This window comes from Streptomyces sp. NPDC007945 (assembly GCF_042958885.1).
Classification (GTDB): Bacteria; Actinomycetota; Actinomycetes; order Streptomycetales; family Streptomycetaceae; genus Streptomyces.
Genome location: NZ_JBIBJV010000001.1, coordinates 596,276 through 609,829, shown reverse-complemented (window position 1 = coordinate 609,829; position 13,554 = coordinate 596,276). Strand labels below are relative to the sequence as shown.

General features: G+C 70.3%; 12 protein-coding genes and 1 tRNA gene. 8 read left to right on the top strand and 5 right to left on the bottom strand.

What is annotated here, in order from left to right; genetic code table 11:
- Positions 1–81: 81 nt before the first annotated feature.
- The 3 genes from ACFZCF_RS02855 (at position 82) to ACFZCF_RS02845 (ending at position 2,718) form a co-directional block, all read left to right on the top strand.
- The gene (locus tag ACFZCF_RS02855; protein WP_388441760.1) at positions 82–657 is read left to right on the top strand and encodes a TerD family protein; all 576 of its coding nucleotides are present in this window, start codon (positions 82–84) and stop codon (positions 655–657) included.
- Between the two features lie 29 nt (positions 658–686).
- Positions 687–1,835 carry a DUF475 domain-containing protein gene (locus ACFZCF_RS02850; protein ID WP_388440380.1) on the top strand — a complete coding sequence of 383 codons (1,149 nt, stop codon included), beginning with the start codon at positions 687–689 and terminating at the stop codon, positions 1,833–1,835.
- A gap of 145 nt (positions 1,836–1,980) precedes the next feature.
- Positions 1,981–2,718: a Tellurium resistance gene (locus ACFZCF_RS02845; RefSeq protein ID WP_388440377.1), complete on the top strand. Its 738-nt coding sequence runs from the start codon at positions 1,981–1,983 to the stop codon at positions 2,716–2,718.
- A 22-nt stretch (positions 2,719–2,740) separates the two neighbouring features.
- Here ACFZCF_RS02845 and ACFZCF_RS02840 read toward each other — a convergent pair whose 3' ends face one another.
- Positions 2,741–3,700: a TerD family protein gene (locus ACFZCF_RS02840; RefSeq protein WP_391284192.1), complete on the bottom strand. Its 960-nt coding sequence runs from the start codon at positions 3,698–3,700 to the stop codon at positions 2,741–2,743.
- Between the two features lie 232 nt (positions 3,701–3,932).
- Here ACFZCF_RS02840 and ACFZCF_RS02835 point away from each other — a divergent pair, with 232 nt between their 5' ends.
- Genes ACFZCF_RS02835 through ACFZCF_RS02825 form a run of 3 tightly spaced genes read left to right on the top strand, consistent with a single transcriptional unit; the run spans position 3,933 to position 8,677 of the window.
- Positions 3,933–5,258: an HpcH/HpaI aldolase/citrate lyase family protein gene (locus ACFZCF_RS02835; protein ID WP_391284190.1), complete on the top strand. Its 1,326-nt coding sequence runs from the start codon at positions 3,933–3,935 to the stop codon at positions 5,256–5,258.
- A gap of 18 nt (positions 5,259–5,276) precedes the next feature.
- Positions 5,277–7,853, top strand: a complete 2,577-nt coding sequence (locus ACFZCF_RS02830; protein ID WP_391284188.1) for a phosphoribosyltransferase domain-containing protein — start codon at positions 5,277–5,279, stop codon at positions 7,851–7,853.
- Positions 7,850–8,677 (top strand): HAD family hydrolase, encoded by an 828-nt coding sequence (locus tag ACFZCF_RS02825; RefSeq protein WP_388440366.1) that lies wholly within the window; start codon positions 7,850–7,852, stop codon positions 8,675–8,677. The genes ACFZCF_RS02830 and ACFZCF_RS02825 overlap by 4 nt, the downstream gene beginning before the upstream one ends.
- Positions 8,678–8,844: 167 nt before the next feature.
- On the opposite strand, the gene ACFZCF_RS02820 is transcribed toward ACFZCF_RS02825, so the two are convergent.
- Both ACFZCF_RS02820 and ACFZCF_RS02815 read right to left on the bottom strand, forming a co-directional pair.
- Positions 8,845–9,069, bottom strand: a complete 225-nt coding sequence (locus ACFZCF_RS02820) for a zinc ribbon domain-containing protein (protein WP_388440364.1) — start codon at positions 9,067–9,069, stop codon at positions 8,845–8,847.
- Between the two features lie 9 nt (positions 9,070–9,078).
- Positions 9,079–10,407, bottom strand: coding sequence for a hypothetical protein (locus tag ACFZCF_RS02815; RefSeq protein ID WP_391284185.1), 1,329 nt, complete (start codon positions 10,405–10,407; stop codon positions 9,079–9,081).
- A 185-nt stretch (positions 10,408–10,592) separates the two neighbouring features.
- Between ACFZCF_RS02815 and ACFZCF_RS02810 the strand changes: the two genes are divergently transcribed.
- Both ACFZCF_RS02810 and ACFZCF_RS02805 read left to right on the top strand, forming a co-directional pair.
- A tRNA-Val gene (locus tag ACFZCF_RS02810) sits at positions 10,593–10,667 on the top strand.
- Positions 10,668–11,604: 937 nt separating this feature from the next.
- A complete protein-coding gene (locus ACFZCF_RS02805; protein WP_391284183.1) occupies positions 11,605–12,096 on the top strand; it encodes a hypothetical protein in 492 nt (163 codons plus the stop codon).
- 36 nt (positions 12,097–12,132) lie between these two features.
- On the opposite strand, the gene ACFZCF_RS02800 is transcribed toward ACFZCF_RS02805, so the two are convergent.
- Positions 12,133–13,281 (bottom strand): tyrosine-type recombinase/integrase, encoded by a 1,149-nt coding sequence (locus tag ACFZCF_RS02800; RefSeq protein ID WP_391284181.1) that lies wholly within the window; start codon positions 13,279–13,281, stop codon positions 12,133–12,135.
- A complete protein-coding gene (locus tag ACFZCF_RS02795) occupies positions 13,281–13,478 on the bottom strand; it encodes a helix-turn-helix domain-containing protein (protein ID WP_391284180.1) in 198 nt (65 codons plus the stop codon). The genes ACFZCF_RS02800 and ACFZCF_RS02795 overlap by 1 nt, the downstream gene beginning before the upstream one ends.
- Between the last annotated feature and the right edge of the window lie 76 nt (positions 13,479–13,554).

The following is a 13,554-nucleotide window of genomic DNA, read 5'->3' as shown; positions in this document are numbered from 1 at the left end:
CGCACACGTCCGGCGCCGCACCTCGTGCGGCGCCGGACGTGCCTCATGGCAGCAGCATCCACCGGGGAGGAACCGAACACCATGGGCGTCACGCTCGCCAAGGGAGGCAACGTCTCCCTCTCCAAGGCCGCACCCAACCTCACCAAGGTCCTCGTCGGCCTCGGCTGGGACGCGCGGTCCACCACCGGAGCCGCCTTCGACCTCGACGCCAGCGCCCTGATGTGCCAGGCCGGCCGGGTGCTCGGTGACGAATACTTCGTCTTCTACAACCAGCTGCGCAGCCCCGAGGGTTCGGTCGAACACACCGGGGACAACCTCACCGGCGAGGGTGACGGCGACGACGAGTCGCTGATCATCGACCTCACCCGCGTCCCGCTCCACTGCGACAAGATCGTCTTCCCGGTCTCGATCCACGACGCCGACAACCGCGGCCAGACCTTCGGCCAGGTCAGCAACGCCTTCATCCGCGTGGTGAACCAGGCGGACGGCCAGGAACTGGCCCGCTACGACCTCTCCGAGGACGCCTCCACCGAGACCGCGATGATCTTCGGCGAGCTCTACCGCTACAACGGCGAGTGGAAGTTCCGGGCGGTCGGCCAGGGGTACGCGTCCGGGCTGCGGGGCATCGCTCTAGACTTCGGGGTCAACGTTTCGTAAAGCCGCGTTATCACACAATGGGGTAGGCAGTGGTTCTGAAAACCTTCGGCTGGTCGTTCGCGATCACCGCGCTCGGCTTGGTCGCCGCGGTTCTCTACGGGGGGTGGGAGGCGTTCGGGATCGTTGCGATCCTGTGCATCCTCGAAATCTCGCTCTCCTTCGACAACGCGGTGGTCAACGCCGGCATCCTGAAGAAGATGAATGCCTTCTGGCAGAAGATCTTCCTCACCATCGGCATTCTGATCGCCGTCTTCGGAATGCGACTGGTCTTCCCCGTCGTGATCGTCGCGATCAGCGCCAAGATCGGCCCGATCGACGCCGTCGACCTGGCGTTCAACGAACCGGACCGCTACCAGGAACTGGTCACCGACGCGCACCCGTCGATCGCCGCCTTCGGTGGCATGTTCCTTCTGATGATCTTCCTCGACTTCATCTTCGAGGACCGTGACATCAAGTGGCTCGGCTGGATCGAGCGCCCGCTCGCCAAGCTCGGCAAGGTCGACATGCTGTCGGTCTGCATCGCCCTGATCGTCCTGCTCGTCACCTCGATGACCTTCGCGACCCACGCCCACCAGCACGGCGGCATGCACGTCGACAAGGCCCAGACCGTCCTCATCTCCGGCATCGCCGGCCTCATCACCTACCTCGTCGTCGGCGGTCTCTCCGGCTTCTTCGAGAACAAGCTGGAGGAGGAAGAGGAGCGCGAGCACGAGGCCGAGGAGGAGGCCAAGCGCAGCGGCAAGAAGGTCTCCGCGGTCCAGCTGGCCGGCAAGGCCGCCTTCTTCATGTTCCTCTACCTGGAGGTCCTCGACGCCTCCTTCTCCTTCGACGGCGTCATCGGCGCCTTCGCGATCACCAACGACATCGTCCTGATGGCGCTCGGCCTCGGCGTCGGCGCCATGTACGTCCGGTCCCTGACGGTCTACCTGGTCAAGCAGGGCACCCTGGACGACTACGTCTACCTGGAGCACGGCGCCCACTACGCCATCGGCGCCCTCGCCGTCCTGCTCCTCATCACCATCCAGTACGAGATCAACGAGGTCATCACCGGCCTCATCGGCGTCGTCCTGATCGCCTGGTCCTTCTGGTCCTCCGTCCGCCGCAACCGCGCGCTGGCGGCCGAGGAGGGCGGCTCCGGCTCCTCCGGCGACAAGGCCGAGGTGAGCTCCGGGGTGTGACACCCTGCTCCCCGGTGTGCGCCCCGCCACGGGGTGTGACACCGGGGACAATGAGGAACGCTTCCCTGCGGGGCGACCGGCCCGTCCGGTCGCCCCGCAGGCGTGTGGCGGGCGGACGAGACGACCGATCGTGGGGGTGGGGCCGATGGCCTTCTGGGACAGTCTGATTCCGGGGCGCGCGACGCCCTTCGACGCGGGGACGGGCGCGTCCCACACCATCGACCTGACCAGGCGGCGCCCCCAGGTCTCGCTGGCCCGCCAGGGCGGCGCCACCGGCAACCTCCGGGTCAACCTCTCCTGGCGGATGCGCACCTCGGACATCGAGGGCCGCCCCCGACAGAGCGGCCGGCTCCTGCGCAACCCGACCCAGTTCTTCAAGCCCGAGGTCGTCCAGGCCCACACCCAGGGCATGGTCAACGTCGACCTCGACCTCGGCTGCCTCTACGAGCTCAAGGACGGCAGCAAGGGCGTCGTACAGCCGCTCGGCGGCTTCTTCGGCGACCTCAACGCCGCCCCGTACGTGAAGCTCAGCGGCGACGACCGCTTCGGCGCCCCCTCCGGGGAGACGATCTTCGTCAACCTCGACCACAAGGACGAGATCAAGCGGCTGCTCTTCTTCGCGTACATCTACGACCAGACCCCGGCCTTCGACCGCACGCACGCCAAGATCACGCTCTACCCGAGCAACGGCCCGCGCATCGAGATCGACCTCGACGAGCGCGCCCCGCAGGCCCGCTCCTGCGCCGTCTTCTCGGTGGACAACAGCAAGGACGAGCTGCTCGTCCGGCGCGAGGTGCGGTTCGTCTACGGCTTCCAGGCCGAGCTGGACCGGCTCTACGGCTGGGGACTCCAGTGGGGCCGCGGGTACAAGTCCAAGACCTGACGGCGGCCCCCTCGGCGTCCGGTCAGGCGCGCTGGAACTGCGGCCCCATCGGCGGCATCCGGAACTCCGCGACCGGTTCGGGGCCGCCCGGTCCGGTGTGCACCGGCTGCGGGTAGCCGTACGCGGGCCCGGGGCCCGGCACCGACGACTGCGGGTAGCCGTAGGCGGGCTCCCGCTCGGGCATCGGCGGCACGGGGGGCATCGGCGGCACCGGCGGCGACGTCGGTACGGGGGTGTGGACGACGGTCGCGTCCAAGTCCGGGGCCGGGGCGGAGCCCGTACCGGCTCCCGTACCGGCTCCGGCGGCGGAGGCGTCGGCGAGCGCGGTCTCGGCGAGCGAGCTCGCGGACGTGGACGCGGAGTCGGGGGCGGAGGGGAAGGAGGGCGCGGAGGCGTCGGTGTCGGTCGTGCCGGAGGCTTCCTCGGGGGCCTCGTCGACCGAGATGCCGAAGTCCGTCGCCAGGCCCACGAGGCCGGTCGGATAGCCCTGGCCCACCGCCCGGAACTTCCACCCCTCGCCCCGGCGGTACAGCTCGCCGCAGATGACCGCGGTCTCCTCGCCGGTCTCCGCCGTGACGTCGAAGCTCGCCAGCGGCTCCCGGTCGGGTCCCGCCGTGACGTCGTACAGGAGGATCCGCAGGTCGGTGACGGCGCGGAAGGTGCCGCCGTCCGAGGAGGCGGCGAGCACCACCCGGTCGACGGCGGCGTCGAGCGCCCCGAGGTCGGCCTCGACCGTGTCCGTCAGGCCGTCGGCCACCCGCTTCTTCGGCAGCCGCCGCACCAGCCCGGAGGGGTGGCGCGGCTGGTTGTAGAAGACGAAGTCCTCGTCGGAGCGGACTCGCCCGTCAGGGCCGAGGACCAGGGCCGAGGCGTCCACGTCGGGGACCCCGGGGCCCGGGGTCCAGCGGAGCACGGCCCGTACGGCCGCGGTGTCGAGAGGGACGTTGGAGCCCTTCAGCATCGCGTGCGTCATGACCGCCATCCTGCCCTCCCGCCCGACCGGGGGACAACGCGGGGGCGCGACGAGCCGTCCGGCGGCCGGGCCGGAGCGGTGGAACCGGGATCGCACACCTGAGGGAATCCGGTGTAAGGGAGGGATCCGACGGGGACGGGTTACCTGGATTTCATACGGGGCGGGAACTATGGACACCCGCACCTACGTACTATTACCGGCCACGTGCCATCCGGCCAGAGAAACCAGACGGGGGACTTATATGCGTCATTTCGGGCACATCCCGTCCACCGTGCGGAACCGGTTGTTCCACCGGGAGCCGGTCGAGTTCACCGCCGACTCGCCCGCGGGCACGCTCGCGGTCGCCCTCGGCGCCACGCTCTACAGCCCCGCCACCCGGCCCCGCCTCGCCGACGCGATCCGCAAGCAGGCCGCCCGGGGCGTCGTCTCCATGGTCCTCTGCCTGGAGGACTCGATCGGCGACGGCGACGTCCAGGCCGGCGAGACCAACCTGATCCGGGAGTTCCGCCGCCTCGCCGCCGAAGCCCCGGAGGCGCGGGACGGGCACGACGGGCAGGGGAGCCACAACGGCCAGGACGGCCAGGACGGGCGGCACGGGCAGGGCAAGCGGCAAGGCCAGGGCGGGCAGGACGGGCCCCGGGCCGGTGGCGCGGCCGCCGGGAGGACCGCGGAGGACCCGGACGAGAGCCCCGGCCTCCCCCTGCTCTTCATCCGCGTCCGCGACCCCCGCCAGATCACCGACCTCACCACCCGCCTCGGCGACACCGTCCGCCTGCTGTCCGGATTCGTCCTCCCCAAGTTCACCGAGGCCCGCGGCTCCGCCTTCCTCGAAGCGCTGACCCGGGCCGAGCGCATCGCGGGCCGCCGCCTCTACGCCATGCCCGTCCTGGAGTCCCCCGAACTGCTCCACCTGGAGACCCGGGCCGAGACCCTCGCCGGCATCGCCGCCATCACCGACAAGTACCGCGACCACGTCCTCGCCCTCCGCCTCGGCGTCACCGACTTCTGCTCCGCCTACGGACTCCGCCGCTCGCCCGACATGACCGCGTACGACGTCAAGGTCGTCGCCCACGTCATCGCCGACGTCGTCAACGTCCTCGGCCGCGCCGACGGCACCGGCTTCACCATCACCGGCCCCGTCTGGGAGTACTTCCGCCCCGGCGAGCGCATGTTCAAGCCCCAGCTGCGCCGCAGCCCCTTCCTGGAGGGCCGCGCCGAGGACCTGCGCACCGCCCTCATCGAGCACGACATGGACGGCCTCCTCCGCGAGATCGAACTCGACCGCGCCAACGGCCTCCTCGGCAAGACCTGCATCCACCCCACCCACGTGGTGCCCGTCCACGCCCTGTCCGTGGTCAGCCACGAGGAGTGGAGCGACGCCCAGGACATCCTCCGCCCCGAACGGGACGGCGGCGGAGTGCTCCGCTCCGCCTATACGAACAAGATGAACGAAGTGAAGCCGCACCGCGCCTGGGCCGAGCGCACCCTGCTGCGCGCCGACGCCTTCGGCGTCGCCCGCGAGGACGTCGGCTTCGTGGAACTGCTCACCGCCGGCCTGGCCGGCTGACGAAAGGACTGCGGCGACGTGGTGTGGACCGGAACGTGGGTCGCGGAGCGGCTCGGCGTCGAACTGATCGGCGACGAGGAGCTGCCGACCCTCTTGGGCCTCGCCCTGCGCCGCAACCCCAAGCGCGCCCACCTGCTCGTCTCCAGCGTGCTCGGCAAGCACGTGCCGCAGCTCCCCTCCGTCGTGTACGGCTCCGGCCTCGGCCTCGGCCTGCGCGTCCGCGAGCTCCTCGGCGCGGAGGAGGCCGGGCGGGCCGTCGTCCTCGGATACGCCGAGACCGCCACCGCCCTCGGCCACGCCGTCGCCGACGGCCTCGGGTCGGCCCCCTACCTCCACTCCACCCGCCGCCCCGTCCCCGGCGTCGCCACCGCGGGCGGCTTCGAGGAGTCCCACTCCCACGCCACCTCCCACCTGCTGCTCCCCGAGGACCCGGAGCTGCTGGCGGGCCCGGGGCCGCTGGTCCTCGTCGACGACGAGTTCTCCACCGGCAACACCGTCCTCAACACCATCCGCGGCCTCCACGAGCGCTACCCCCGCGACCGGTACGTCGTCGTCGCCCTCGTCGACATGCGCGCCCCCGCCGACCGCGACCGCCTCACCGCCTTCGCCGCCGAACTCGGCGCCCGCGTCGACCTCCTCTCCCTCGCCACCGGCACGGTCACCCTCCCGGACGGCGTACTGGAGAAGGGCCAGGAACTGGTGGCCCGCCACGAGCCCACCGAGCCGACGGCCGGGCCCGCCGAGCGGGCGACAGGACCGGCCGCGCCCGCGCCACCCGCCCCGTCGGTCGAACCCGCCGCACCGGCCGCGCCGTCCGAGCCCGCCGTCCCCGCCGTCGTACGGGTCCCCCTCGACTGGCCCGTCGGGGTTCCCGACGGCGGCCGGCACGGGTTCACGCCCGAGCACCGCGCCCGCCTGGAGTCGGCGCTGCCCGGCATGACGAAGGCCCTCGCCGAGGCGCTCGCCGCCGACGCGCCGGACGGCGCCGAGCGCGCCCCCCGCGACCCCCGCGTCCTCGTGCTCGGCTTCGAGGAGCTGATGTACGCGCCGCTGCGGCTCGCCGGCGCCCTGGAGGACGCGGGTCTCGACGTCCGGTACTCCACCACCACCCGTTCGCCCGTCCTCGCCGTCGACGACCCCGGCTACGCCATCCGCACCCGGCTCGTCTTCCCCGCCCACGACGACCCGGCCGACGGCCCCGGCGACCGCTACGCCTACAACGTCGCAGGCGGCGGCTTCGACGCCGTCGTCGCGGTCGTCGACTCGGCAGCCGACACCCCCGAGCTGCACGCCCCCGACGGCCTGCTCGCCCAGCTCGCCGCGCACATCCCGCGCGTCGCCCTGGCCGTCGTCCCCTCGTACACCCCGCTGCCGCGATCGCGGCAGCAACCGCAGGCGGCCACGGAACCGATGGCCGCGTCCGAAGCTCCCGAAAGGAGCTCCATGCTGCCCGAGCCCCTCCGCGGCCCCGCCTTCTCCTCGTACGCCCCCGAGGAGGTCGGCTGGCTGCTCCAGGACCTCTCGGACGTCGAGCTGGAGGCGCCCACCGAGGAACGCGAGGAAGCCATCCAGCGCGGCGGCGCGCACTACGCCGAGTCGCTGCCCGTCGAGTACCAGCCGAGCGCCCGCTACCAGGAGCTCTTCCACAGCGCCCTGGAGTCCTCCGCCGCCCGCATCGCCCACGCGGTCGGCACCGTCACCGAGACCGTCCTCGCCGAGAGGTCCGCCCGCCCGGTCCTCGTCTCGCTCGCCCGCGCCGGCACACCCGTCGGCGTCCTGATGCGCCGCTGGGCGCTCCACCGCCACCGCCTCGACCTGCCGCACTACGCCGTCTCGATCGTCCGCGGCCGCGGCATCGACGCCAACGCGCTGCGCTGGCTCGCCGCCCACCACGACCCGGCCGACGTCGTCTTCGTCGACGGCTGGACCGGCAAGGGCGCCATCACCCGCGAACTCGCCGCCGCCCTCCGGGAGTCGGAGGAGTTCGCCGGCTTCGACCCGGAGATCGCGGTCCTCGCCGACCCCGGCTCCTGCGTCCGCACCTACGGCACCCGCGAGGACTTCCTCATCCCGTCCGCGTGTCTCAACTCCACCGTCTCCGGCCTCATATCGCGCACGGTGCTCCGCTCCGACCTGGTCGGCGCGCACGACTTCCACGGCGCCAAGTTCTACCGCGAACTGTCCGACGCCGACGTCTCGAACGCCTTCCTCGACGCCGTCGAGGCCCGCTTCGACGAGGTCGCCGCCACCGTCGACACCGACGTCAAGGACCTCCTCGCCGCCGACCGCACCCCCACCTGGGAGGGCTGGGCGGCCGTCGAGCGCATCAGCGAGGAGTACGGCATCCACGACGTGAACCTCGTGAAGCCGGGCGTCGGCGAGACCACCCGCGTCCTGCTGCGCCGCGTCCCCTGGAAGATCCTCGCGAAGCGCGGCGCCGGCGCCGACCTCGCCCACGTCCGCCTCCTCGCTGAGCAGCGCGGCGTCCCCGTGGAGGAGGTCGACGGCCTCCCGTACACGTGCGTGGGCCTGATCCACCCCCAGTACACGAGGGGTGCGACTGGCGCCGACGGGAAGGCGGTGACGTCCCGGTGAACACGACGGCCGACGCGCGTACGACCCTGGTCGCCAGCGACCTCGACCGCACCCTCATCTACTCGACCGCGGCCCTCGCCCTCGGCATGCCGGACGCGCAGGCGCCGCGACTGCTGTGCGTCGAGGTCCACGAGTCCAAGCCGCTCTCGTACATGACGGAGGAGGCCGCCGAACTCCTCGCCCGGCTCACCGCCGAGACCGTCTTCGTGCCCACCACGACCCGGACGCGCAAGCAGTACCAGCGCATCCAACTCCCGGGCACCACACCGAAGTACGCGATCTGCGCCAACGGCGGGCACATCCTCGTCGACGGCGTCACCGACGCCGACTGGCACGCCTCCGTCCTCCGCAGGCTCGCCGATGAGTGCGCCCCGCTCTCCGAGATCCGCGCCTACCTCACCGCCACGACCGACCTCTCCTGGGTGCGCAAGCACCGGGTCGCCGAAGACCTCTTCGCCTACCTGGTCGTCGAGCGGGAACGGCTCCCGGAGGACTGGCTGCAGCGCTTCGGCGCCTGGGCCGGCGAGCGCGGCTGGACGGTCTCGCTCCAGGGCCGCAAGGTGTACGCGGTGCCGAAGCCGCTCACCAAGAGCGCCGCCGTCCGCGAGGTCGCCCGGCGCACCGGCGCCGCGCTCACCCTCGCGGCGGGCGACTCGCTCCTCGACGCCGACCTGCTGCTCGTCGCGGACCGGGCGTGGCGCCCGGGCCACGGCGAACTCGCCGACAGCGCCTGGACCGCCCCCCACCTCGACGTCCTCGCGGAGCGAGGCGTGGCGGCGGGCGAGGAGATCCTCCGCCGCTTCAGGGCCGCGGCACTGTCCTGAGTCCGGGACTCTGAGGCCCGGGGCTCTGAGGCCGGGCCGGTGGGCCCTGAGGCCCGGGCCCTGAGGTCCGGGGCCCTGGGGTCCGGGGCCCTGAGGGGCCGCAGAGCCTCCGGGCCCACCGGCCCGAAGCTCTCGGCCCCTCGGGCCGCGAACCTCCGGCCGGAAGTTCAGCCGCAGCAGCCCCCGCCGCAGCAGCCGCCTCCGCCCCCGCCCCCGCTCGGGGCAGGGGCGGAGGACGAGGCGGCGGACCCGCCGACGGCCACGGCCGACAGCAGCTTCACGGTGTCGTCGTGCCCGGCGGGGCACGCGGCGGGGTCGGAGGACTCGGCCATGGGCCGGCTGAGCTCGAAGGTGTCACCACAGGTGCGGCAGCGGTATTCGTAACGAGGCATGGCACCAGGCTAGTGGGCCCCCGCGCCCCGCTCCTCACGAATGGCGGCGACGACCCCCGCGGCCGCGTCCCGCACCGCCTCCAGCTCCATCAGGAAGTGCCAGTAGTCGGGATGGCGCCCCTCCAGACCGTCCACGGCCCGATCGATCCGGGCGACGGCCTCGTCGAGGGGACGGGCGTGACGCGGATCGGGCCGGCTGCGCCCCTCCATGGCGAGCCGCTGCGCGTCCCGCACCGCGAACCTGGCCCTGTCGATCTCCGCCGTCGGGTCCTTGGCGACCGCGTCGAGCCGCCGCAGCCGGTCACCGGCCGCGGAGACGGCCTCACCGGTCGTGTCGAGCAGCGCGCGTACGGTCGCCAGCAGGGCGGTCACGTCCGGCCACCGCTGCTCGGACCGGGCCACCGCGGCCTCCGCGAGCCGCTCCCGCGCCTGCCGCACGGTCTCGGCGGCCTGCTCCGGCACATGCTGGAGGTCCTGCCAGCAGGCGAGGGAGTACCGCCGGCGCAGCTCGGACAGTACGGGCTCGACGGCCTCGGACCGCGTCGCCAGGGCGTCGGCCCGGGTCCGCAGCGACACCAGCCGCTTGTCGGTCTCCGCGGCCCGCTCCGGCAGCCGCACGGCCTCGGCCCGTACCGTCTCCGCGTCCCGCACGACCCGGTCGGCCCGCTGAAGCGTCTCACCGACCCCGTGGCGCCCTGCTCCTTCGTTGAGCCGCGTCAACTCGGGCCCGAGCGAGGCGAGCCGCGCGGCGAGGTCATCGGCGCGCAACCCCGCCCCGCGCGCGGAATCGAGCGCGTCACTGGCCCCGCGCAGCGCCTGCCGCGCCCGCTCCACCGCGGGCGCGAGCCGCGCCAGCTGCGTCTCGGCCCGGTCGAGCAACGGCGCGAGCCCAGCCTCGAACCGGTCGAGCTCCCCCTTGACCCGCTCCAGCTCCTCACGAGCCGCGGTGAGCTCCGCTCGGGCCCGCTGAGCGCTCCCGGCGTCGATCTCCTCCCGGTCCAGGTCGACCCGGTCCACGGCGGAGATGTACGCGTGCGACACCTCGTCGATACGCCGCCCCAGCGCCTCGAACCGCTCGACCGCCTGCCGGGCCTCCGGAGACCCGTCGACGGCGATGATGGTCTCCATGGTGATCCGCAGCCCCCGCTGCGCCGTGTCGAGCTCGTAGAACGCCGCGGCCGCCGCGTCCTTGGCCGCCTGCGCCTCCGCCCGCTGACTCTCCCCGCGCCCCCCGAACCACCGCCGCGTCCCCCCACCGGCGAACGCCACCGGCAGCAGCGCCCCCACGAGCAACGGCAACGCGAGCCCCAGCCGAACCGTGGAACCGACCCCGGGCACCCTGCCGCCCCCCGAGGATGTCTCGCCACTCGCCGCCAACGTCCCTCTCCCGTGCTGTCTCCGCCGTGCCCGGTCCGCTTCATTCTCCCACCCACCAAGGACGAACACACGGCCCGATCAGTTCGCCCCCCACCCACCGGTTTGCCGCACCGACCCGTCGGCCATGTAGGCTGTTGCTCTCCCACGGGTGCGTAGCTCAGGGGTAGAGCGCTGCTCTTACAAAGCAGATGTCGGCGGTTCGAAACCGTCCGCGCCCACCAGCCGAAACACCCCCGCAGCGACCTGCTGCGGGGGTGTTGACGGCTACGTTCGACGGCAGTGTTCGTGATGTCGCGCCGTCAGAGGCCGACCGGAAACTACTCGCTGCGATCTCACTTGTCCCACTAGCCTCTCTTCAGCGTTGCATCTGGAGGGGGCAGGGTGGAGGCGGACAGCATCGGCGAGCTCAGTGGGGACCAGATTTCCCGTGTCGCACGGAAGCTTGAATTGGAACATGTCGGTTCCGACGGCGATCTTTTGATTTTTAATTCGACAGCCTCTCGTAGATTTTCTAAGAGGGAGGTCGCCGTACCTGCCGATTTTATCGTCGAGATGTGGCGTGCGCTGGAGCGCGGTGCGGACAGAATGGACCTTTATGAAGGGTGGGTGGACCCCCAAAACGGATTCGTTGAGTTTGTAGTTAGATCGCATAGGCTTTACTTTAATCCACCCTTTCGAAGGGTAAATCGATTTACCTTCGAAATTCATCCGTGCTCCCATGGGCACTCGAATTCACCTCCTGTTGAGCACCACGGCGACCACATTTACTCGGTTATTAGGGTCACATCGCCGGACGGTAGGGTGTGTATCGAGCTATCTCGAAACAGCCCTCTCTGTCCACCATTGCTTCCCGTTGACGTAAGAGGGGCGAGTCGGACGCAGGAGACTCTTAAAGTCTTCACTTCTGGCTATTCGGATAGGGCTGACTTGGAGCGCAGGGCGCTTGCCCTTGCCAATTCCATGCTCTTTGAGTTGAATGCGCGAAATCAAATCAGTCACTCACTCATCCCTAGGGATAAAGGGCCTGACGGTAGGCCTTCTAGGCGTGATTTCAGTTATTCGATCCGCTTTCCACTGACGCCTGTGCCGGATAACGTGGCGGAGCTATTCTCTATCCCTAGTCATTTTGAAATGCGAGGTAATAATACTCTCGCTTTCTTGTCCTACTATCAAGTCCTTGAGTACTATCTTCCCGTTGCGCATAGGCGGGACGCCTTGCGTAAAGTTCGCCGCATTCTTAGGTCGCTGGATTTCGACTCGGAAAAAGACTCCTCTGTAGTTAAGATCCTGAACTCCGTCGAGCGTACGCACGGGGTCAGCGAGGCTGAACAGCTGCGGACCATGCTGGAGGAGTGCGTGCCCGAGGGGAAGCTCAGGGAATTCTTCAGTGGAGAGCATGAGCGCCATTTCGGGAAGCGTGGACCGATTTCTGGCGTCGGTGCTATTCATCTCAATAGCGGAGAATCGATCGGTTCGCAAGTGGCAAAACGCGTTTACGCGTTGCGTAACAGGATTGTTCATGCCAAGGATGACGCGCGTTACGCGGACGCTAAGGTCTTGGTGCCGGGAAGTGGCGAGGCCGCATATCTGTTGCCAGATATTGAATTGATGCGCCTTCTGGCTATTGAAGTAATTGTGGATAATCGCTGAGTCGGGCTGGCAGTGCCCGGCTGCCAGCCCTCTCGCCTACGCTCGCTTCTGGGGAGTTCTACGGAGCAACCGGTCCATGTGTCCCATCGCCTCTCTCCGGCGGTTATCGGAGACATGGGTGTAGATATTCATAGTGACGGCGATCTGCGAGTGCCCCAGGATCTCCATGACGACCCGCGCCGGCACCCCTGCGGCAAACAGGAGCGTCGCGCACCCGTGCCGGGCGTCGTGCAGCCGGATCCGGGGGAGTCCAGCCGCCTCCGCGACGCGCTGGAACGAGCGGCTGAGGTTCATCGGCTCGACCGTGCGGCCTGTGCGTGTCGTGAAGACGTAGTCACTGTCCTGCCAGTCCTGCCCTGCCGCGTCCCGCTGCGCGGCCTGCCGGAGACGCTGCCAGCGCAGCGGCGGCACGCACATGAGGGGGAGTGGGATGACGCGGCTCCGGCGATTCTTCGTGGAGTCCGCGTACAGCTCGTTCTGCACCCGCTGGATCTGGTTCCGCACGGTGAGGGTGCGGCGCTCCAGATCGATGTCCGACCAGCGCAGTCCGAGCACCTCCCCGCGGCGCAGCCCGAGGGCGACGGCGAGGACGAACGCGGCGTACAGCGCGTCCCCCCTCGCTGCCTCCAGGAAGGTCGTCGTCTGCTCCAGGTCCCACGGCTTCAGCTCCCGCTGCTCCACTCGCGGGGCCGGTACGAGCTTGACCACGTTTCGGCTGATGAGTTCCTCCCGGCAGGCGGCGCTCAGCGCGCTGCGCAGGACCCGGTGGGACTCCTTGGCCGTGGCCGGAGACGCCTGGGTCGAGACGGCGGCGAGCATGCGGCGTACGTCGGCCGCCCCCAGGGTCTCCAGGCGCTTCGTTCCGAGGTTGGGGACCAGGTACAGGCGGACGTGGGTCTCGTACTTCGCGTACGTCGTCTTCTTGCGGTCGTCCTTGACGAACTGCTCCAACCAGTACGGCAGCCACTCGGAGAGCTTGGCCGAGCGGGTCGGGGTCGGGATGCCCTGGCGGTCCCGCCGGACGAGCTCCTGCCGCTTGGCGTCGCACTCCTCCCACGTGGCCCCGTACACCGTCTTCCTCTTCCGGGTGCCGTCGGGCTGGGGGACGTACACGCGGGCCTCGTAACGCCCGTCCTTGCGCTGCCAGATGCTGCCGGCGCCGTTCGGGTTCCTTTTGCGTGCCATCAGGCGGCTTCCTCCAAGCGGTTGTCCATGTAGGTGCGGAGTGCGTCGAGCGGGATCCGGCGGCAGCGCCCCTCGGTGTAGCTGGGAAGGGTGCGGGAGCGAATGAGGTCGTAGACCTTGCTGCGGCTGTACTTCAGGGCGGCCATGACCTCGGGCACGGTCACGGCGGTGTGGCTGGTCGGGATCTTGGTCGTCAAGGTGTGTCTCCTCGGCGAGCGGGGCCTCTTCGGCCCCTTCCTGTCAGGTCCGCTACTTCCGCTACCTCCGCTACTG